Annotated in this window: 17 protein-coding genes; 11 read left to right on the top strand and 6 right to left on the bottom strand. The window is 68.4% G+C overall.

Features of this window, described 5'->3' with window-relative positions:
- The first annotated feature begins 104 nt into the window (after positions 1–104).
- From T333_RS17090 to T333_RS17080, 3 genes are all read left to right on the top strand, one after another.
- Entirely contained in the window at positions 105–962 is an 858-nt protein-coding gene (locus tag T333_RS17090) for a hypothetical protein (protein ID WP_355000795.1), read from the top strand.
- 235 nt (positions 963–1,197) lie between these two features.
- Entirely contained in the window at positions 1,198–2,169 is a 972-nt protein-coding gene (holA, locus tag T333_RS17085) for a DNA polymerase III subunit delta (RefSeq protein ID WP_355000794.1), read from the top strand.
- A gap of 118 nt (positions 2,170–2,287) precedes the next feature.
- Positions 2,288–3,799: an LCP family protein gene (locus T333_RS17080; RefSeq protein WP_496425315.1), complete on the top strand. Its 1,512-nt coding sequence runs from the start codon at positions 2,288–2,290 to the stop codon at positions 3,797–3,799.
- A gap of 231 nt (positions 3,800–4,030) precedes the next feature.
- Here the strand turns inward: T333_RS17080 and T333_RS17075 are convergent, their stop codons facing one another.
- Complete coding sequence (locus tag T333_RS17075; RefSeq protein ID WP_355000793.1) at positions 4,031–5,101, bottom strand: aldo/keto reductase; 1,071 nt, start codon at positions 5,099–5,101, stop codon at positions 4,031–4,033.
- 123 nt (positions 5,102–5,224) lie between these two features.
- Between T333_RS17075 and T333_RS17070 the strand changes: the two genes are divergently transcribed.
- Entirely contained in the window at positions 5,225–6,100 is an 876-nt protein-coding gene (locus tag T333_RS17070; RefSeq protein WP_496425061.1) for a helix-turn-helix transcriptional regulator, read from the top strand.
- 44 nt (positions 6,101–6,144) lie between these two features.
- On the opposite strand, the gene T333_RS17065 is transcribed toward T333_RS17070, so the two are convergent.
- Together T333_RS17065 and rpsT are read right to left on the bottom strand one after the other, a co-directional pair.
- Positions 6,145–6,393, bottom strand: a complete 249-nt coding sequence (locus T333_RS17065; protein ID WP_245668855.1) for a hypothetical protein — start codon at positions 6,391–6,393, stop codon at positions 6,145–6,147.
- Positions 6,394–6,554: 161 nt separating this feature from the next.
- A complete protein-coding gene (gene rpsT / locus T333_RS17060) occupies positions 6,555–6,818 on the bottom strand; it encodes a 30S ribosomal protein S20 (RefSeq protein WP_355000791.1) in 264 nt (87 codons plus the stop codon).
- A 391-nt stretch (positions 6,819–7,209) separates the two neighbouring features.
- Between rpsT and T333_RS17055 the strand changes: the two genes are divergently transcribed.
- Positions 7,210–7,998, top strand: a complete 789-nt coding sequence (locus tag T333_RS17055; RefSeq protein WP_355000790.1) for an aquaporin — start codon at positions 7,210–7,212, stop codon at positions 7,996–7,998.
- A gap of 155 nt (positions 7,999–8,153) precedes the next feature.
- Here T333_RS17055 and T333_RS17050 read toward each other — a convergent pair whose 3' ends face one another.
- Positions 8,154–8,705, bottom strand: coding sequence for a type II toxin-antitoxin system PemK/MazF family toxin (locus T333_RS17050; RefSeq protein ID WP_355000789.1), 552 nt, complete (start codon positions 8,703–8,705; stop codon positions 8,154–8,156).
- A gap of 247 nt (positions 8,706–8,952) precedes the next feature.
- Here T333_RS17050 and lepA point away from each other — a divergent pair, with 247 nt between their 5' ends.
- The 3 genes from lepA to T333_RS17035 all read left to right on the top strand — a co-directional run bounded on the left by lepA (position 8,953) and on the right by T333_RS17035 (position 15,097).
- Positions 8,953–10,803, top strand: coding sequence for a translation elongation factor 4 (gene lepA, locus T333_RS17045; RefSeq protein WP_355000788.1), 1,851 nt, complete (start codon positions 8,953–8,955; stop codon positions 10,801–10,803).
- Positions 10,804–11,031: 228 nt separating this feature from the next.
- Positions 11,032–13,230, top strand: coding sequence for a hypothetical protein (locus T333_RS17040; protein WP_496425060.1), 2,199 nt, complete (start codon positions 11,032–11,034; stop codon positions 13,228–13,230).
- A 76-nt stretch (positions 13,231–13,306) separates the two neighbouring features.
- Positions 13,307–15,097 carry a dynamin family protein gene (locus tag T333_RS17035; protein ID WP_496425059.1) on the top strand — a complete coding sequence of 597 codons (1,791 nt, stop codon included), beginning with the start codon at positions 13,307–13,309 and terminating at the stop codon, positions 15,095–15,097.
- A gap of 46 nt (positions 15,098–15,143) precedes the next feature.
- Here T333_RS17035 and T333_RS17030 read toward each other — a convergent pair whose 3' ends face one another.
- On the bottom strand, positions 15,144–17,132 hold the full coding sequence (locus tag T333_RS17030; RefSeq protein WP_355000785.1) for a glycoside hydrolase family 15 protein: 1,989 nt from the start codon (positions 17,130–17,132) through the stop codon (positions 15,144–15,146).
- A gap of 83 nt (positions 17,133–17,215) precedes the next feature.
- Between T333_RS17030 and T333_RS17025 the strand changes: the two genes are divergently transcribed.
- Positions 17,216–17,482 carry a hypothetical protein gene (locus tag T333_RS17025; protein WP_496425058.1) on the top strand — a complete coding sequence of 89 codons (267 nt, stop codon included), beginning with the start codon at positions 17,216–17,218 and terminating at the stop codon, positions 17,480–17,482.
- 186 nt (positions 17,483–17,668) lie between these two features.
- Here the strand turns inward: T333_RS17025 and T333_RS17020 are convergent, their stop codons facing one another.
- Positions 17,669–18,730 (bottom strand): M48 family metallopeptidase, encoded by a 1,062-nt coding sequence (locus T333_RS17020; RefSeq protein WP_496425057.1) that lies wholly within the window; start codon positions 18,728–18,730, stop codon positions 17,669–17,671.
- 72 nt (positions 18,731–18,802) lie between these two features.
- Here T333_RS17020 and T333_RS17015 point away from each other — a divergent pair, with 72 nt between their 5' ends.
- The gene (locus tag T333_RS17015; protein WP_309546086.1) at positions 18,803–18,892 is read left to right on the top strand and encodes an Ms4533A family Cys-rich leader peptide; all 90 of its coding nucleotides are present in this window, start codon (positions 18,803–18,805) and stop codon (positions 18,890–18,892) included.
- 211 nt (positions 18,893–19,103) lie between these two features.
- Complete coding sequence (locus T333_RS17010; RefSeq protein WP_496425056.1) at positions 19,104–20,150, top strand: sulfate ABC transporter substrate-binding protein; 1,047 nt, start codon at positions 19,104–19,106, stop codon at positions 20,148–20,150.
- Positions 20,151–20,165 lie beyond the last annotated feature (15 nt).

Below are 20,165 nucleotides of genomic sequence, written 5' to 3'. Positions count from 1 at the left end.
CGTGGCGCAGCGGTAGGCATCGGATTTGCCTCGACTCGATTGGGTCGCGTAGAACTCCCTGGCCCACTTGTAATCTGCGCCCTGCCAAGGAATCAGGAGGTCCGGTGGCGTCGGCTGGTCCCAGGAGAGCGGACATTGCTCGCTTTCGCGAGTACCGCGAGTACGAGGCTCGCAAGATCGATGCGAACAATGCCATGATGGCGCTGCTGGCCGGCGCCCAGCTGGCCGCGCATCTCTTGAAGCTGACCGAGGGCTCGGATCATCTACTGCCGCAGGTATTCCCGGGCGTCGAGCACATCAAGCGTTTCAACCTGAGAACCGCGCAGGCCACCGAGATCCTCCTCGCTGCCGATCCACACTTGGGAATGATGGGCGTGCCCTACGTTCTCGCCCTGCACGAAGACTATTTACGGACATGTGTACGGCTGCTCGCCGGGGAAGGGTTGTGCCGGGCGAAAGAGGCGAAGGCCAACCTCGTGGAGCTGCACGGAATCATCGAAAAGACCACGGGCTACAAGTATTCAGCCGACCTCATCGCCTACATCGACACACTACGGCTGATGCGCAACTGCGTCATCCACAACGGTGGGCTGCTGAGCCAACCCCTGTATGACCAGCTGAAGTCCTGGACGCCCGCGCAGGAGCTGGGCTGGGAAGCGGTCGCCGTTCGAAACCCGCGGCACCTCCGCCTAGGCGACCGTCTCCTGCTCGGTCACGGCGAAATGCTCGCGGCGTTGGCTTTCACCAAACGGCTCGACCGCGAGACCAATCTCGGCTTGCAGGTAGCGCTGCCGCGCAGTTGCTGGGCGAAACTGGTAGTCGACGAGGTTGCGGATCAGCATCCGTCGTTGGTCAAGGATCGGAACCAAGCCTTGCGGAAGGCGCGGGGAGTGGCCCGACATCACTACGGGGTGCTGAAACTGACCGACGCAGAACTCCAGTCGGAAATCAGCCTGCGATAGAGATGGCGGGCACACCTGTGAAGATGCCCGCCATTTCGGATGTAACAAAGCGGGGCTCTACTGCTTGAGCTATCGGTTTGGCGAGCCAAACCGATCGGGATGTCAACCCCGAATCTCCACGCTTCTGTGGAACGCCCGGTTGCGAACCGGTAGGACCAAGTCCCGCTCCTGTCGAAAACGGTATCAGATGAGCACGTCGGCGGGGGTGTCGGTGGGGGGACGTAGGATCGGGCGCGTGAGTGAACGGTCTGCGGCGGTGCATCTGGTCCTCGGGGAGGAAGAGCTGTTGATCGAGCGCGCGGTGGCGGGGATTACCGCGCAGGTCAGGGTGGGGGCGCCGGATCCGGAGGCGGTGCCGGTCGATCGGCTGCGGGCGGGGGACGCGAGTACCGCGGAGTTGGCGGAGCTGTTGAGTCCGTCGCTGTTCGCGGAGGACCGGGTGATCGTTCTGGAGTCGGCGGCGGAGGCGGGGAAGGACGCCGTCGCGGTGATCACGGAGGCGGCGGCGGATCCGCCCGACGGTGTGGTGCTGGTGGTGCTGCACTCGGGTGGCGGACGGGCCAAGGCGCTGGCGCCCGCGCTGCAGAAGGCCGGGGCGACGGTGCACAACTGTGCGAAGCTGACCAAGGCCGCCGAGCGGGTGGAGTTCGTGCGCGGTGAGTTCCGTGCCGCGGGGGTGCGGGTCGCGGGGGACGTAGTGCAGGTGGTGTTGGAGGCGGTCGGCTCGGACCTGCGCGAATTGGCCGCCGCCTGTTCGCAATTGGCGGCCGACACCGGCGGCAAGATCGATGTCGCCGCGGTGCGGCAGTACTACTCGGGCAAGGCGGAGGTGTCGGGATTCGACGTGGCGGAGCTCGCCGTCGCGGGCGACCGGCCCGGCGCGATGGAGGCGCTGCGGTGGGCTAACGACCGCGGTGTTCCGCACGTGCTGCTCGCCGACGCGCTCGCCGATTCGGTGCACACCATCGCGCGGGTCGGCTCGGCGGGGCGCGGCGACCCGTTCAAGCTCGCCCAGCAGTTGGGCATGCCGCCATGGAAGGTGAAGAAGGCGCAGGCCCAAGCGCGCGGCTGGACCCCGGCCACCATCGGCTCGGCCATGCAGGTGGTCGCGACCTTGAACGCCGACGTGAAGGGCGGCGCGGCGGACTCCAGCTACGCCTTGGAACACGCTCTCACGAGCATTCTCGACCTGCACGGCGCGGGCTGATCGGGGATAGCCGCGCAATCGGCGAATACCTAGTTACCCGATCCGTGTCAAACTGGATTGGGTGGACGAGCCAACAGCGCGAGTTCCCGGCGTCGACGCTTCCGGACGACGTCGTGCGATCGGCGGCGCGCACCGGCTGCCGACCCCGCGCCGCGACGTCGTCCGCACCGTGGCGAAGGCGGTCGCGGGCGGGCTGTCGGCACTCGTCCTCGCGGGCACCGCGGTGGGCTGGACCACCGAGAACGGCTTCGACGACGGTTTCGGCCGCTCCCACGCGCTGGACGACGCGCCGCGATCGCTGGACGGCGCGATGAACATTTTGCTGATCGGCCTCGACACCCGAAAAGACCAGAACGGCAACGACCTTACGCGAGAAATACTCGATCAGCTGCACGCGGGAGACGGCGATCAGGGCGGTTACAACGCCAACACGCTGATCCTGGTGCACATCCCCGCCGACCTGAAGAAGATCACCGCGGTCTCCATCCCGCGCGACAACTACGTGGCCGTCTCGGGCATCCCTGGCTACACCCACATGAAGATCAAGGAGGCGTACGGCCTGAAGAAAGCCGTGGTGCAGGAGCGGCTCGAGGCCCAGGGCGTGACCGATCGCGCGAAGCTGGAACGCGTGGGCCGGGAGGCGGGCCGCGCCGCCATCGTGCAGGCTGTGCGCAATCTGACCGGCGTTCCGATCGACCGGTTCGCCGAGATCACCCTCGCCGGTTTCTACGATCTGGCCAAGGCGCTGAACGGCGTCGAGGTGTGCCTGCGCAAGCCGGTCCAAGACGTCGAGTACTCCGGCGCCGATTTCCCCGCCGGTCGCCAGCGCTTGGATCCGGCCCAGTCGCTGGCCTTCGTTCGTCAGCGTCACGGCCTGGAGAACGGCGATCTGGACCGCACCCATCGGCAGCAGGCCTTCCTCACTTCGGTCGCCAAGGAGCTGCGCAACGCGGGTACGTTCACCGACGTCGGCAAGCTCTCGGCCTTGATGGACGTCGCGCACCGCAACATCGTGCTCTCCGACGGCTGGAACCTCGTCGACTTCCTGCGCACCGTCGGCTCCGCAGCCAGCCCCACCGTCGAGTTCCGCACCCTGCCGGTGCTGCGCTACGACGTGATCAACGGGCAGGACGTGAACATCATCGACCCGGCCGCCATCCGCCGCGAGGTGCGCCGCGCCTTCGGCGAGCCCGAGCCGACCGCGTCGCAGAGCCCGTCCAGCACGATCGACGTATTCGACGCCGGAAGCGAAGAGGGTTACACCGCAAAGGTTTCCACCGCCCTGGCGAGCCGCGGCTACCGCAAGGGGACGGTCGGCTACGCCGCGTCCTCGGACGGCTGGGCCTCGGCGGTGTACTACGGCCCGGGCGACGAGACCGAAGCCGCCCGGCTCGCCGACACTCTCGGTCTCCCCGCCCTCGAGTCCGTGACCGTGCCCGAGGGCCGCATCAGGGTCGTCCTCGGCTCGGACTTCACCATGCCCCCGGCCCTGACCGGCGCCTCGACCACCGGCACGGCCACGCCGACCACCCGACTCACGCCAACCACTCAGGCGCCGACCTCGACACCGGACGTCGGCAAACCAGTGGACGCCACCATCACCGGCAGCGACATCCCTTGCGTGAACTAGTGCCGCGTCCACAAAGGTTGGACACGCGATCCGACCGAAGGTCACCGTCGGTCGGCCCACCGCGATCAAGGTCACCCTCGATCGGTTCCCCGGGCACGTAGGTCGGGTGAACGAAGGTCACCTCTGGCGGTATGAAGGTGGTCTTCGGTCGGTTACCGCATCGACCGTTCTTGGCGCGGTACTGGTCATCGAGGCGGGCGGTCGGAAGGTATCGCGGTGCCAAGGGAAAACTCAGACCCGCGCCTCGATCTTCAGATCGCCGAAGGTGACGCTCCTGGTCAGCGGCCGGGCCAGGAACTCGTGCGGAAACCCGAGATCGATGGACGTGGCGCGCTCCAAGCGGTCGATCTGATCCGCGTCGAACTCGATGTCGAGCGCGCCGAGGTTGTCCTCCAGTTGCGCCGCCGTGCGGGCGCCGATGATCGGCGAGGTGACGCCGGGGTTGTGCAGGGTCCAGGCGATGGCGACCTGGGACGGCGTCCTTCCGAGCTGCGCCGCGACCTCTTTCACCACGTCGGCGATGACGAGACCGCGCTCGGTGAGCGCCCCGCTGGCGGCGGCCACGTTCTTGCGGGTGCCCGCGGCGGACGCCTCGGTCCGCATGCCGAGATCGGCGCGCCCGTACTTGCCGGTGAGCACGCCGCTGCCGAGCGGCGACCACGGGATGACGCCGAGACCCAGCTCCCGCGCCATCGGGACGAGATCGCGTTCCACGGTCCGCTCGATGAGGCTGTACTCGATCTGCAACGCGATCAGCGGCGACCAGCCGCGCAGGTCGGCGATGGTCTGCATGCGGGAGATCTGCCAGGCGGGCGCGTCGGAGATGCCGACGTAGAGCACCTTGCCGGAGCGGACCAGGTCGTCCATGCCGCGCAGGATCTCCTCGACCGGGGTCAGGAAATCCCAGGCGTGCAGGTAGAGCAGGTCGATGTAATCGGTGTTCAGCCGCCGCAAGCTGGCCTCCACCGAGGCGAACATGCTCTTGCGGTGGTTGCCGCCGGAGTTGGGATCGCCAGGCCTGCGCAGCATGGTGTACTTCGTGGCGAGCACCAGGCTCTCACGGTTGTCCGCGGTGAACTCGCCGAGCAACCGTTCGGAGGTGCCGTCGGTGTACTGGCTGGCGGTGTCGATGAAGTTGCCGCCGCGGTCGACGTAGGTGTCGAAGATCTTGCGGGCCTCGTCGCGGTCCGCGCCCCATCCCCAGTCGGCGCCGAAGGTCATGGTGCCCAGCGAGAGCGGGGACACCCGCAGGCCCGAGCGGCCGAGCAGGCGGTAGGTGTCGAGGGTCCGTGTTCCGGACATGGTCGCTCCTGTCGTGATGTTTCGTCGTCGTTCGAAACACAGTCTGGAGCGGGGCGAATGCGGCGGTAAGGGAAGGAATTTCCTGGGAAAGCCAGTACCACCCTGGCCGTACCATCGAAGACGATGACCCGCACCGTGAACGCGACCCAGGAACTGGCGGCCTTCCTACGCGCCCGCCGCGCGCGCTTGCACCCCGACGACGTCGGCCTGCCGGTCCGTCGGCAAGTTCGCCGCACGCCGGGTCTGCGCCGCGAGGAGGTGGCCGAGCTGGCCGGGGTCAGCACCGACTACATCGTCCGGCTGGAGCAGGGCCGCGGACTCCGCCCCTCCGCCGAGGTCGTCGAGGCACTGGCGCGGGCGCTGCGATTGGACGCCGACGAACGCGCCTACCTGTTCGACCTGGCCAGACAGCGGATGCCTGGCAACGGCACACCGGCCACCGCCCCCGATCCGGCACTGCTCATGCTGGTCGAGCACCTGTCGCCGCTGCCCGCCATGCTGGTCGACCACCGCTACGACATTCTGGCGTGGAATCGCGAAATGGCCTGTCTGATCACAGATTTCGAGGCGCTACCGGAACGGCGGCGCAATTCGATGTGGTTGTGCCTGCTCGATCCGGCGCTGCGCGAGTTGTACGCCGAGCGCGAGCGCATCATTCGGGAGGGCGTCGCGGACCTGCGCGCGGCATGGGCGGCGCATCCGGACGATCGGCGACTGGCCGAGCTGATCGACGAGTTCGCGGCGTACAGCGAGGAGTTCGCGCGGGCATGGGACCGGCACGACGTGAAGGTGCAGGGGCGCGGGAACAAGCCGCTGTGCCATCCCGAGGTCGGGCCGCTGGTCGTCACCTACGAGGTGCTGATGCCCGTGCAGGATCCCGACCAGCGGATCATCATCTATCGGGCCGCCGACGCCGACTCGCAGGTGGCGCTGGACCGCCTGACGGCCGGAGTCGCGGCAAGGGAGCCGAGCGCGGCGGAACTGAGCCCGCCGAGCTGAGCTGTCTGTAGAACCGAGACCTGAGGAGCTGAGCAGCCAGTCGCTCAGTCCGCCGAGCTGAGCAGCAGCTCGTCGTCGTCCTCGTCCGACTCCTCGAATCGGCCTTCCCATTCGTCGTACACGGGCACTTCGTCTTCCCGGGTCACGATCCACTCCAGCGAGTAACCACCGTCGTCGTCGGGGACCATGACGTTCTCGATCTTCAGGCCGAGCCCGAGCACCTCGGCGGCGCGGATGACCTCCGGCAGGTCCTCGCCTCTGACCACGGTCTGATTCGCGTACACGGTTACCATGCGCGGAATCGTAGCCCCCGACACCGACATCTCGGCTACGGTCCGGTGAACTCGTCGACGAAGCTCGGATTCGAAGCGGACACGACAAAAGCCGCCGTGGTCATCGAGGCCGCGGCGGCTGGCGTCAGAAGAATTCGATCCCGGATGCCGGGACCGGCGAATCAGCCGAGCTTGTTGTAGGCCAGCGCGAGCGCCGACTTCTTGTTGGCGGCCTGGTTGGCGTGGATGACGCCCTTCGAAGCGGCCTTGTCCAGCTTGCGGCTGGCGAACTGGAGACGCGCGCCGGCCTGCTCCTTGTCGCCGGCGGCAGCGGCTTCCCGGAAGCTGCGGATCGCGGTGCGCAGCGCGGACTTGACCGACTGGTTGCGCTTGCGCGCCGCCTCGTTGGTACGGATCCGCTTCATCTGGGACTTGATGTTGGCCACGCCTGTTTCCTCGTGTTCCTGTCGCTGGTGGTATGTACTGAGAAGTCTTGCGCGTGCGACACACCCGGTGTGAACGGGTATCGCGACGCCGAAGATCGAGGGTACCAGCCGCCGCGCGGCACACGAAATCGCCGCGTCGGGTCGGTCGACCGGTACCGAGCGCGATGCGGGCCTCGGGACGAGTCGGCGACAATGGGCGAGCAACCTCGGGGCATCCCCTCCCACCTGCGCGACCGGGAGCATCCGGTCGCGGCTGCGAAGTCGTTGTAGAGATCACCCGTCTGGCGTAGCGTCCCCACTGCAAGCACCGCTTGATCTTGAATGGTCGGAGTTCGCGGCAATACCTCGTCTACCGGTAGCAATGGCTCGAGATGGCGGAAGGTGTGTCTGTATGTCTCCCACGGCGCAGGAAGTCGTCGAAGAACTGGCCGAGGACAGGCCGATTCCCGACGTGAAGAAATGGGCGGCCGAGGCGCTCGGCACGTTCGTTCTGGTGATGGGCGGTGTCGGCACCGCGGTGCTGGCCGGTGAGCGGGTCGGCGCGCTCGGGGTGGCGCTCGCCTTCGGTCTCACGCTGATGTTCCTGGTCTACGCGATCGGGCCGATCTCGGGCTGCCACGTCAACCCGGCGGTCACCCTGGGCCAGCTCATCATGGGCAGGCTGACTCCGATCAACGCGGGCGGCTACGTGATCGCGCAGCTGGTCGGCGCGTTCATCTCCGGGCTCGTGCTGTTCGCGATCGCGAAGAATCTGCCCTCCTACGACCGCAAGGTAGACGGCCTCGGCGCCAACGGCTGGGGCGCGCACAGCCCGTCGGCCAAGACCGGGCCGCTGGGCCAGGTCGTCGTGCAGAACGGCTACGGCATGGCCGCGATGATCATCATCGAGGTGATGTTGACCGCACTGCTGGTCTTCGTGGTGCTCGCCTCCACCGACCAGATCTCCGACGTCCCGCTGGCCGGTCTGTCCATCGGCGTCACTCTCGCGGTGATCCACCTGATCTCCATCCCGGTCGACAACACCTCGGTGAACCCCGCGCGCAGCCTCGGCGTCGCGTTCTATCAGGAGGGCGCCGCCGGGCAGGTGTGGGCGTTCATCGTCTTCCCGCTGATCGGCGGCGTGCTCGGCGCGCTGGTCTACGGCCTGCTGTACGGCCGGAGCCGGGAAATGATCAGCTGACGCCTCGTAGACATCTTCCGACCGAAGGTGACCGCGAGCCCGCTATATCGACTGGACGTCACCTTCGTTCGGGAAATGCCTGCCGACCGAAGCCGGCCTTCGGTCGGGTCGGGCGGCTGACGGTCCCTTCGGTCGGCAGCCGACCGGCTCGCGCGCTAGCTCCAGTGGTACTCGACGACGAGCCGGTGGGCGACCAGATCGAAGGTCTTGCGGGCAAGGATGGCGCCCTCACGGCGAATGCCCGCCTCGGGAACGTCGAGCACCCGGTCCAGGCGCACCCAGCTCGGCCGGCCGTCGTGATCCCAGCTCCCGCTGCCTATGCCGAGCCAGTTGCGGTCGTGTGCGCGTTCGGGATTCGACGAGAGCATCAGGCCCAGCAGCGTGCGGCGATCGCGGCCGACCACGAGCACCGGGCGGTCCTTGCCGTTGCCCGGGTCCTCCTCGTAGGGCACCCAGGTCCAGACGATCTCGCCGGGATCGGCACGTCCGTCCAGGTGCGGGCAGTAGACGATCTGCCTGGCCCGCTGCGCAGTCGGCACCGGCGTCGACGCGGCGGGACGCACGGACACGCCTCCGTTGCGGCGCTGCGCGAGCGGGCCGACCAGTCGATCCACCAGTCGAGGTCCCTGCTGGCGGACGATCTTGGGACCCTGCTCCTTCGCGATCAGGCTCAACTGCTTGCCGAGAGAGTTCCAACTTCGGGCCATCGTTGGAGGATAACGGTGTGGTGACGACTTCTCATCCGGCACGCAATCGACTTGGCACAGCTGAGGATTTGCGGTAGGGATCGCGGGCGCTCGGACGACTAGAGGCAGCGGGGGACAGTCACGGGAAAACCGCGCGTGGCGGTGCGAACCGGGACGGCGCGTCGCCGGGGACGGACCAGTGGACCGCGTCCGCCCGCACCCATGGGACGATAGAGGGCAGTTTGCCGATACCCAGCTGAGGAGTGGAGTGCCCGCCAGCTTCGCCGACAAGACGTTCACCGATCCGTCCCGGATCCGGAACTTCTGCATCATCGCGCACATCGACCACGGCAAGTCGACGCTGGCCGACCGGATGCTGCAGCTCACCGGTGTGGTCGAGGAGCGGGCGATGCGCGCCCAGTACCTGGACCGGATGGACATCGAGCGCGAACGCGGCATCACCATCAAGGCGCAGAACGTGCGGCTGCCGTGGCAGGTGGACGACACCGAGTACGTGCTGCACCTCATCGACACCCCGGGCCACGTCGACTTCACCTACGAGGTGTCGCGCGCCTTGGAGGCCTGTGAGGGCGCGATCCTGCTGGTCGACGCCGCGCAGGGTATCGAAGCGCAGACCCTGGCCAACTTGTACCTGGCCATGGAGCGGGATCTGACCATCATCCCGGTGCTGAACAAGATCGACCTACCGGCCGCCGATCCGGATCGCTACGCCGCCGAGCTCGCCCACATCGTGGGCTGTGAGCCGGAGGACGTGCTGCGCGTCTCGGGCAAGACCGGAGTGGGCGTGCCGGAGCTGCTCGACAAGGTGATCGAGCAGGTCCCGCCCCCGGTAGGCCAGGCCGATGCGCCCGCGCGCGCCCTGATCTTCGACTCGGTCTACGACACCTATCGCGGCGTGGTCACCTATGTGCGTGTGGTCGACGGCAAGCTGACCCCGCGCCAGAAGATCAAGATGATGTCCACCGGCGCCACCCACGAGCTGCTGGAGATCGGCATCGTCTCGCCCGAGCCCAAGCCGACCCAAGGCCTCGGCGTCGGCGAGGTGGGTTATCTGATCACCGGCGTGAAGGACGTGCGTCAGTCCAAGGTCGGTGACACTGTCACCACCGCGCGCGAGGGCGCGACCGAGGCGCTGACCGGTTACCGCGAACCGCGGCCGATGGTCTACTCCGGTCTGTACCCCGTCGACGGTTCGGACTACCCGGATCTGCGTGACGCTCTGGACAAGCTGCAGCTCAACGACGCCGCGCTGACCTACGTCCCGGAGACCTCGGTGGCGCTGGGCTTCGGCTTCCGCTGCGGCTTCCTGGGGCTGCTGCACATGGAGATCACCCGCGAACGCCTGCAGCGGGAGTTCGGTCTGGACCTGATCTCCACCGCGCCCAACGTGATCTACCGCGTGGTCATGGAGGACGGGCGCGAGCACATCGTGACCAACCCCTCGTACTGGCCGGAAGGCAAGGTGCGCCAGGCCTTCGAGCCGGTCACCAAGTGCACCGTGATCGCGCCGAGCGAGTTCATCGGCACCATCATGGAACTGTGCCAGTCGCGGCGTGGTGAGCTGCTCGGCATGGACTACCTGTCCGAGACCCGCGTCGAGATGCGCTACATGCTGCCGATGGCGGAGATCATCTTCGACTTCTTCGACTCGCTGAAGTCGCGCACCCGCGGCTACGCCAGCCTCGATTACGAAGAGGCGGGCGAGCAGGAGGCCGCGCTGGTGAAGGTGGACATCCTGCTGCAGGGTGAGGCCGTGGACGCGTTCAGTGCCATCGTGCACAAGGACGCGGCCCAGGCCTACGGCAACAAGATGACCACCAAGCTGCGCGAACTGATCCCACGACAGCAGTTCGAGGTGCCCATCCAGGCCGCGATCGGCTCGAAGATCATTGCCCGCGAGAACATCCGCGCCATCCGCAAGGACGTGCTCGCCAAGTGCTACGGCGGTGACATCAGCCGTAAGCGCAAGCTGCTGGAGAAGCAGAAGGAGGGCAAGAAGCGCATGAAGACCATCGGTCGCGTGGACGTCCCCCAGGAAGCCTTCGTCGCGGCCCTCTCCTCGGATGCTCAGTCGGACAAGCCGAAAGAGAAGAAGTAGCAGCGTTTTCGGGCGCGGACTGAGTGGTCGTCCAGTCCGCTATGCCCGTGAAAAGGGGGCTTCCGTTCGGGTTGGCAGGATGGCAAGGTTGTTGTGCTCGTCACCGTCATACGCTCCGCTGTCCTGGAGAATGTGACAACTGGGTTTTCCGGAAATATCCTCGAGTGATCTTCACTCGGTCTTCCCGGTGTGGTGAGGATTGCTGGAAACCCGAGATGTGGAGCTTGCATGACGCGTGACCTGCCTTTCGACGACGACACCGAGATCGCCGAGCCCGAGGGGGACACCGCCTACCGTGTGGCGACCGGCGTCGCGCGCGTCGCGCGGGCCGGAGCGTATGTGACCGGTGGCGCGCTGATCGCCTCCAACGGCGGCGGAGTTCCGGCCCAACCGGATGGCCAGCGTCTGGACAGCTGGAACGCGGGCTGGGCGCAGACCACCGATCCGGAACCCGATCTGCCGAGCCCGGTGGTCACCTTTCCGGATCCGGACCCCGATGCCATGCCGCCCGCGCAGCCGTTCACCGCGGGTCCGCCCAACGCCGTGACCGCGCCGCAGCCGTCCGTGCCCGAGTTCCGCCTCGAGCCCGCGCCACGGCCGTCCGAGGACTACTGGACCAACAACCGCCCCGGCGAAACGGAGACCGAGTCGCCGTACGAGTGGTGGGACAGCCAGGGCACCCCGAGCCCCGGCTTCGCCCCGACGCCGAGATTCTCCGAGACTCCGGAGTACGGGCAGCCCAACCTGAGTCCGAGCGCGCCCGCCGAGTCCGCGCCCGGTTCGGCGTCGCCGTACGAATGGTGGGAGCAACAGGGTTTCGGCCTACCCGGTCACGGGCTCGGCCCGGCCGGACACGGTTTCAATATGCCGGGTAGCGACGGCTTCCTCGCGCCGGGTTCCAATCCGTTCACGATGCCGAAGGTGCCCGCCGCCATGGAGGCGAGCGAGAGCGCGTCCGCCGGTGACAGCACCCTGTCCGCCGGCGACCCGTTCCGGCCTGGCGACATGTTCGACGGGGTTGGGGCCGCGCCGGGGGACGTCGGCGTGTACCTGGGTGTCGATGCGGGTGTGGAGATCTGGTCCCACTTGGACATCGATTTCGGCATCACCCCCGAAGGCGTGTACCTGACGACCGATTTGGGGATCGAGGCCTCCGCTGGACTCACCGTGAAGACGGCGGCGGGCACCAACATCGGCGACCAGCTCGACGACTTCTCGGACTGGCTGGAGGGCTCGCGCCCGGAGAGCGGCGCCGCCCGCGGTGCGGACCAGCAGCAGCCCGGCGCGACCGCCGGTGGCACCGGTTTCGCGAGCGGTCTCTCGACGCCCGCCGCAGCCGCACCCGCGCCGGTCGCGCACGCGGCGCCCGCGCTCGCGGCACCGCAGCCGGTCGCTCCCGCGGTGGCCGCCGCTCCCGTCGCACCCGTGGCTCATGCCGCGGCGCCCGCGCCTGTGGCGCCCGCGGTGGCCGCGCCGGTGGCCGTCGCCGCGCCCGCCGCTGTCGCCGCTCCGGTGGCGGCCACTCCGCTGCAGACCACCATCCAGCCGGAGGCCGCGACGACGCCCATCGCCAACGTCTTCGGCACGCCCGCGGGTCCGTCCCCGCTGACCGCACCCGCGGCCGCGGTGCCCGCGCTGTTCGATCAGCACGTGCGGCCGACCACCAGCCCGTCGCCGGTGACCGACATCCCGATGCCGACCGACACCTACCCCGGGACCACCGCGCCGACCACGATCACCAATTCGGTGCCGACGCCCGGCGTCCCGACACCCACCAAGCCGGACACCGGCACGGTGCCGACCCTGGAACCGGGCGTCACCAAGGTGCCGGGCGTGACCGTCCTGCCCACGCCGGGCACCGGCTCCGACGTGACCAAGCTGCCCGGCGTCACGGTGACCCCGAAGCCGTCCACCCCGGACCTCGACGTCACCACCCCGGGTAGCGGCACCGGAACCACCGGCGGCAGCACCGGAACGACTGGCGGCAGCACCGGAACCACCGGCGGCAGCACGGGGACAACGGGCGGCAACACCGGTGGCGGCGCCGGAACCGGCACCGGCGGCACGACCAACCCGGGCACGACCTACCCGACCGGCGGCCAGGGGACCCCCGACGTCCCCACGGTCTCGGTGCCTTCGCAGCCCCCGACGTACGACGCGCCGACGCAGGCGCCTACCGTTCCTTCTGTCGATGTCGACGCGCCGTCGGTCGTCGTGCCGACGCCGGTCACGCCGGTCAAGCCGCCGGTCCTGGTCGATCCGCCGAAGACGCGCCCGATCAGCGACGAGCTCGACCACGCGAGCTACCACCAGGTGGTCGCGCAGATGCCGATCGAGCACGGCGGACTGGGGGCGGGACTGCTGCCGGGGACCGCCATGGCCGAGACGCACCACCCGATCGCGGGCCCGGACGTGACGCTGGTCTGAACCGGATCAGCGGTCCGGGAGCACGCACGCCGCATTCGTCGAGCGCGAGAACTAGAACGAGGAGTTAGGAGGAGGCTTGTCTGCCGCAGCCGGGCTGGAGTCCGCGACGGTGAAACACCCGGACGCGATGGCGCCGCTCATCCGGATACTGGACGAACTGCGGGAGATGGCTCGCTCCGCGGGCCGCGACGACCTCGGCGGTCGGCTGAGCATGGTTCGCGCCAGAATCGGCGACCCTCGGGTCCGTCTCGTCGTCGTCGGCGATCCGAAGAACGGCATGAGCACGCTGGTCAACAGCCTGGTCGGGGCACAGGTGAGCGCCACGGAGACCGCGCTGAGCGCACCGGTGATCGTGGAGTACGGCCCCGAGCCGACCGCCACGCTGGTCAGGTCGACCGGGACGGGCCGCACCGAGCGCCAGCCGGTGGACCCGCTGAATCCCGGACCCGCGCTGGCCGCGCACGGTGTGATCCGCGCCGAGTTCACCGAGCCGAGTTCGCTGCTCGCCGACGGCATCGTCCTGATGGACGCGCCGGGCTCCGGCGACGAGCACACCCGCTGGTCGATGATCGCGGCCGCCGACGCGGTGCTCTACGTCGCCGAGGCGTCCGCCGAGCTGAGCCCGGCGCAGCTGGAGTATCTGCAACGGGTGCAGCAGCTCTGTCCGACGGTCATCTGCGTACTCAACAAGATCGACGTGCACCCGCAGTGGTCGCACGTGCAGCAGCGCAACCGCGATCTGCTCGACGCGGCCGGTCTCGGCTTCGCGGTGGCGCCGGTGTCCGCGCTGCTGCACCGCCAAGCGGGCAACTACCAGCGCGATATCGAGTCCGGTGTGCCGCAGCTGGTCGACCACCTACGCGACTACGTGGTGGCGCGCGCCGACGCGGTGGCCCGCGACGCGGCGCTGCGCGACATCCGGCTGGTGGCCGACCATCTCGCGGTCACCCTGTACACCGAGGCCGAGGCGCTGCGCGATCCGCGTCGCCGCGCGCAGATCACCGAGCAGCTGATCGCGGCCCGCGACGAGGCCGACCAGCTGCGCCAGCGCACCGCCAACTGGCAGGTCGCCCTGGCCGACGGCGCCACCGAGCTGATGGCCGATATCGAGCACGACCTGCGCCACCGGCTGCGCAGCCTGGTGCGCGACGCCGAGGCCGAGATCACGCAGACCGATCCGGCGCGCGGCTGGAAGGACTTCGGCGCCGACCTCGACGCGCGCATCTGCGAGGCCGTCGAGGAGAACTTCGTCATGGCGCACTACCGGTCGGTGGAGCTGTGCGAGCAGGTGGCCGCGAAGTTCCCCGCCGACAACCGCACCCCGCCGCTACCGGACCTACGCCTGACCAACCCGGGCGAGGTGCTGGAGGCGGTGGCTCCGCTGGAGTCGCTGGACAGCGCGAAAGCCGGTGTGACCGAACAGGTTCTGTCCGGTCTGCGCGGTTCCTACGGCGGTATCCTGATGGTCGGTCTCGCCACCAGCCTGCTCGGCATGTCGCTGGTGAACTGGTACTCGGCGGGCGCGGGCGTGCTGCTCGGCGTCAACGCGATCTGGGACGACCGCAAGAACCGCAAGCTGCGCCGCCGCGCCGAGGCCAAGGTCGCCGTGGCCAGGCTGATGGACGACGTGATCTTCCAGGTGAGCAAGGAATCGCGAAACCGGTTGCGCGCCATGCAGCGAACGCTGCGCGACCACTTCACCGACATCGCCACCGACACGCTGCGAACGGCCGACGAGGCGCTGCGCGTCGCGGAGGACGCCTACGGCAAGTACGGCGATCGTCGCGAGGACCGGATCGCCGAACTCGACAGCAACCTCGGCAAGCTGCGGGCCGTCCGCGATCGCGCCGACACTCTCGCCGCCTGAGCCGCACTGCCGGGGGAAATGGCCCCGGCCGGAGGCGGTGGTCCGCCTACACGGGACTGATCGGCGGGGAGTGCGCGGGCTGGAACTGCCCGGCCGCGCGCTGGTCCTCGGCCCTGATCACGTGGGTGACCGCGTTGATCAGCGCCAGGTGGGTGAATGCCTGCGGGTAGTTGCCCAGGTGCCGTCCGCTGCGCGGGTCGATCTCCTCGGCGTAGAGCCGCAGCGGACTGGCGAAGCCGAGCAGGCGCTCGCACAGGTGCCTGGCCCGCTGTAGTTCTCCGATCTCGACCAGCGCGGAGACCAGCCAGAACGAGCAGATGGTGAAGGTGCCCTCCTCGCCGCTGAGACCGTCGTCGGTGGTCTCGGTGCGATAGCGCAGCACCAAGCCGTTCTCGGTGAGGTGGTCGGCGATGGCCAGCACCGTGGCGCGCACGCGGTGGTCGTCGGGCGGCAGGAAACGGGTCAGCACCACGAGCAGCAGCGAGGCGTCCAGCGTGTCCCCGCCGTAGGTCTGGGTGAAGACGCCGTCGCTGGTCACGCCGTTGGCGAGCACGTCGTCCCGGATCTCCTCGGCGATCGTGTACCACTCGTTGGCGCGCTCGAACTGGCCGTGCAGCTCGGCGAGTTTGCCGCCGCGGTCCAGCGCCACCCAGCACATCACCTTCGAGGAGGTGAAGTGCTGCGGTTCGCCGCGCACCTCCCAGATGCCGCGGTCCGGCTCGCGCCAGTGCGCGATCGCGGCGTTCACCTGCCGCTCGAGCAGCGGCCACAGCGTCTCGGGCACCTGCTGGCGCGACTTCACGTGCAAGTACACCGCGTCCAGCATGGTGCCCCAGATGTCGTGCTGGTTCTGGTTGTACGCGCCGTTGCCGATGCGCACGGGCTGGGCGCCCTCGTAGCCCTTCAGGTGGGCCAGTTCGCTCTCGACGAGCTCGCGTTCCCCGCCGATGCCGTAGAGCACTTGCAGCGGAACGGGTTCGCCGTTCGAACCGGTCGTCGCGTCGTTGAGGAAGCAGAAGAAGTCGTCGGCCTCGCGGTCGAGCCCGAGCGTGTACAGGCCCCACAGCGCGAAGCTGGAGTCGCGGACCCAGCTGAAGCGGTAGTCCCAATTGCGTTCGCCGCCCGGGGTTTCCGGCAACGAGGTGGTGGCCGCCGCCATCAGCGCGCCGGTCGGGGCGTAGGTCAGGCCCTTGAGCGTCAACGCGCTGCGCTGTAAGTAGTTGCGCCACGGATGATCCGGGAATTTTCCGAGCGTGATCCACTGCCGCCAGCACTCGGTGGTCATCCACATCTTCTCGGCCGCTTCTTCGAATGTCTTGGGGGCGGGCAGCTCCGCCCAGGTGAGCGCGACGTAGATCTGGTCGCCCTCGCGCATTCTGGTGCGGGCCCGCGCCTCGCGTCCCTCCAGACCGAGGCGCAGATCGGTGGTGAGCACTAGGTTGGGGCCGGCGCTGGAATCGACGCCCCGGACCGCGGTGGCTTCTTCGTAGACCTTGCCGGTGTACTCCCAGCGCGCGGTGGCGCGGTGGTAGTCGAAGGACGGTTCGCAGCTCATCTCCAGCTCGACCGTGCCGTTCACGCACTTCACCGTGCGCAGCAGCATGTGCTCGGCGTCCCAGTCCATCGGAGTGCGGCGGTGCGTCTTGCTGCGCTGCACGTTGTTGTGCCACGGCCCGAGCACCAGCGCGTCGCGCACGATGAGCCAGCCGGTGTCGGTCTGCCAGGTGGTCTCCAGGATCATGCCGCCCGGCAGGTAGCGGCGCGCGGCGGGCACGTTCACGCCGTACGGGCCGATCCGGAAGTGCCCGGCGCTGCGATCCAGCATCGCGCCGAAGACGCTGGGGGAGTCGGGGCGCGGCACGCACATCCACTCGACCGCGCCGTTGCTCGCGACCAGGCAGTTGGTCTCGCAGTCGGAGAGGAAGGCGTAGTCATCGATGGGCGGATGGGCGCCGCGATGCCTGGACTGGGTGAGCGCGCTGAGCACAGGCAGATCGTCGGGCTCTTCGACGGTCAGATCATCCGTTGACGCCATACCCCATGATGTGTGCCATCCCCGCCCGCCGTCCACCGAATGCGCCGGTCGGTTGCCCGGCTCGGGCCAGTAGGCTGGTATTCGTGCATCGCGTTGCAGGTTGGTGGGACGGTTTCGAGCTGTGGGTCGCGGGATTGCCGTTCATCCCGCAGTTCCTCGTGGTCCTCGTCGGCATGGTCCCGGTGAGCTTCGCCATCGCGTACCTGCTCGATCGCGCGCTGCGCGCCGCGCTTCAGGCGCTCGGGCGCGACAACCGGGTCGCCGACGCCGCGGTGCTCGCCGAGCCCGCCCCGGTCCTGGTCGAGGAGCCGGTCGTCGACCGCAGGCCCGTGCAGAGCGGAGCGCGTTGATGCCGCGCTCCCGGGTCCAACTGGCCCTGCTCGCCCTGCTCGTGCTCGTCGTCGTCGCCTGGTTCTTCACCCGCTGACACTTCCGAGGTCTTTCGACACCTCGCAGACCGTCCGGGTGTACCGCATGCGCGGACTACGTCCGGCTTTGTCGTCCAGATCTGCGAGGCGTGCGAAAGGCCCCGGCGCTCAGTTCTGCCCGTCGCCGTTGCGCCAGTCGGCCAGCCGCTTGCCGATCTTGGACACCGTCTCGCCGACCTCTTGCCCGACCGTGCCGACCGCCGCGCCCACATCGCGGCCGAGGTTGCGCACCGTGCGGACGAGCGCATCCTCGGACTGGTCGAAGTTCTGCCGGTAGGTGCGCGCCGCCTCCTTGATCTCCGCGCCGATGCTGGCGTTCTTGTCGTGCTCGCGGCGCGGGTAGTCGCCCGCCAGCACGCGGTTGTACTCGCCGCTCTGGATCCAGCGGCGCAGTTCGGCGGCGCGCAGCACCGAGAACGGATGCGACTGGAGTTCCAGGTTCAGCAGCTTGAGCACGCCGTCGCGCAGGTCGCCGGAACGCTCGTAGTCGTCGGCCTGGGCCAGGAACGCGCCGTGGTTCATCTCCCGCACCCACGCGCCGCCCGCGGTCTTCATGTGCACTCGCACCGACGCCTCGACGTCCTGACCGCACAGCAGTCCCGCTCGATCGCCGGACAGCTCCGACTTGCGGCTCCATTCCATCAGCGCGGCCACGATGGCGCGCAGCGCCCAGCCGCCGACCGGCATCCAGCCGACGCTGGCGGTGAGGCGCAGCAGGTGCATGAGCATGGTGCGGTACACCGCGTGCCCGGACAGCGCGTGCCCGAGTTCGTGGCCGACCACGAAGCGCAGCTCCTCGGTGTCCATGAGGTCGATGAGCGCGGTGGTCAACACGATGAACGGCCGGTCCATGCCGATCGTGAAGGCGTTCACGTGCGGGCTCTGCAGCACGAACATCTCCGGCGTGGTGCGCGCGTCCAGGATCTCCACGCAGTCCGCGCGCAGGTCGTGCAGCGTGCGGAACTGGCGCTCGTCGACCCGCACCGCGGTAGCCAGGTAGAGCAACCGGTGCTGGCGTTCTTGGAGCAAACCGGACAGGGTCCGCAAGACGGTGTCGAATCCCGCGAGCGAGCGCAGCGCCACCAGGGCGGTGCGGTCGGCGGGATGTTCCCACGCGCGGGTGCTGATGCCGGGCAGCCGCGTGCGGACCCGATCCGGACTGATCGTCATGGGATGAAACCCCCCTCTGTTCAGGAATTCTACGATTCGAACTCGTGCGCTGAGCTCTGCTACAGTCTGCCCGTGTCTTCGAGTGCCGTCCCGCAGGTCCGCCATGAATTGGCGTTGATCGCTGTCGGCAATCTCGCGGTCGCGGACATTCTCTGTCGTTGATCGGTGACCGGGCACGTCCGCGCGTCCCTGCCCCGTAGACTGGCGTGCAATTTTTCGCAGACGTCCCCGACCCTCCCGTCGGCCGTTTCCGGCCGGTAGTCGCGCCACTGCCGCGTTCATCGGCGGCAGGTCTACCACGATCGACACGAAATCTCAGCCCCCGCGGTTCTTTTCGATCCGTGTGGTGGTCCGCAGGAAAGGTCCCACCCCGATGTCTCGCAACACTTGGCTCTCCTCGCGCCGACGCTATGCCGCCGCCGCGCTGACCGTGGTAGCGGCGGTCGTGCTCACCGCCTGCGGCGGCGGAGCCAGCGACACCGTGGGCGGGGGTGGGGCCGACGGCAGCGGCGGCACCCTGAACCTGTACGCCTACGCCGTCCCCAAGCCCGGATTCGACAAGGTCGTGCCCGAGTTCAACAAGACCGAGGCGGGCAAGGGCGTGCAGATCCAGCCGTCCTACGGCGCCTCGGGCGACCAGTCGCGCAAGGTCAAGGACGGCGCCGAGGCCGACGTCGTGAACTTCTCGGTGGAGCCCGACATCACCCGTCTCGTCGACGCGGGTCTGGTCGACGCCAACTGGAATGCCGACGCCAACAAGGGAATTCCGTTCGGCTCCGTGGTCGCGATCGTGGTGCGCCCCGGCAACCCGAAGGGCATCAAGGACTGGGACGACCTGCTGAAGCCGGGCGTCGAGGTGGTCACCCCCAACCCGTTCAGCTCCGGCTCCGCCAAGTGGAACCTGCTCGCGCCCTATGCGGCCAAGTCCGACGGCGGCAAGAACCCGCAGGCCGGTCTGGACTATCTGAGCCAGCTGGTTTCCCCCGAGCACATCAAGGTGCAGCCCAAGTCGGGCCGGGAAGCCACCGAGACCTTCCTGCAGGGCACCGGTGACGTGCTGCTGAGCTACGAGAACGAGGCCCTCTTCTCCGAGCGCAAGGGCGACCCGATCGAGCACGTCATCCCGCCGACCACGTTCAAGATCGAGAACCCGGTCGCGGTGCTGAAGACCAGCAAGAACCCGGAGAAGGCCATCGCCTTCCGCGACTTCCTGTTCACCCCCGCCGGTCAGCGCGCCTGGGCCGAGGCCGGTTTCCGCCCGGTCGACCCCGCGGTCGCCAGTGAGTTCGCCAAGGACTTCCCGACCCCGCAGAAGCTGTGGACGATCGACGACCTCGGCGGCTGGAAGACCGTGGACAAGGAACTGTTCGCCCCCGACACCGGCAAGGTCGCGGTCATCTACGACAACGCCACCAAGTAGCTGGGTGACCCACAG

This window comes from Nocardia sp. CNS-044 (assembly GCF_059570515.1).
This window is presented reverse-complemented; position numbering and strand designations above follow the sequence as displayed.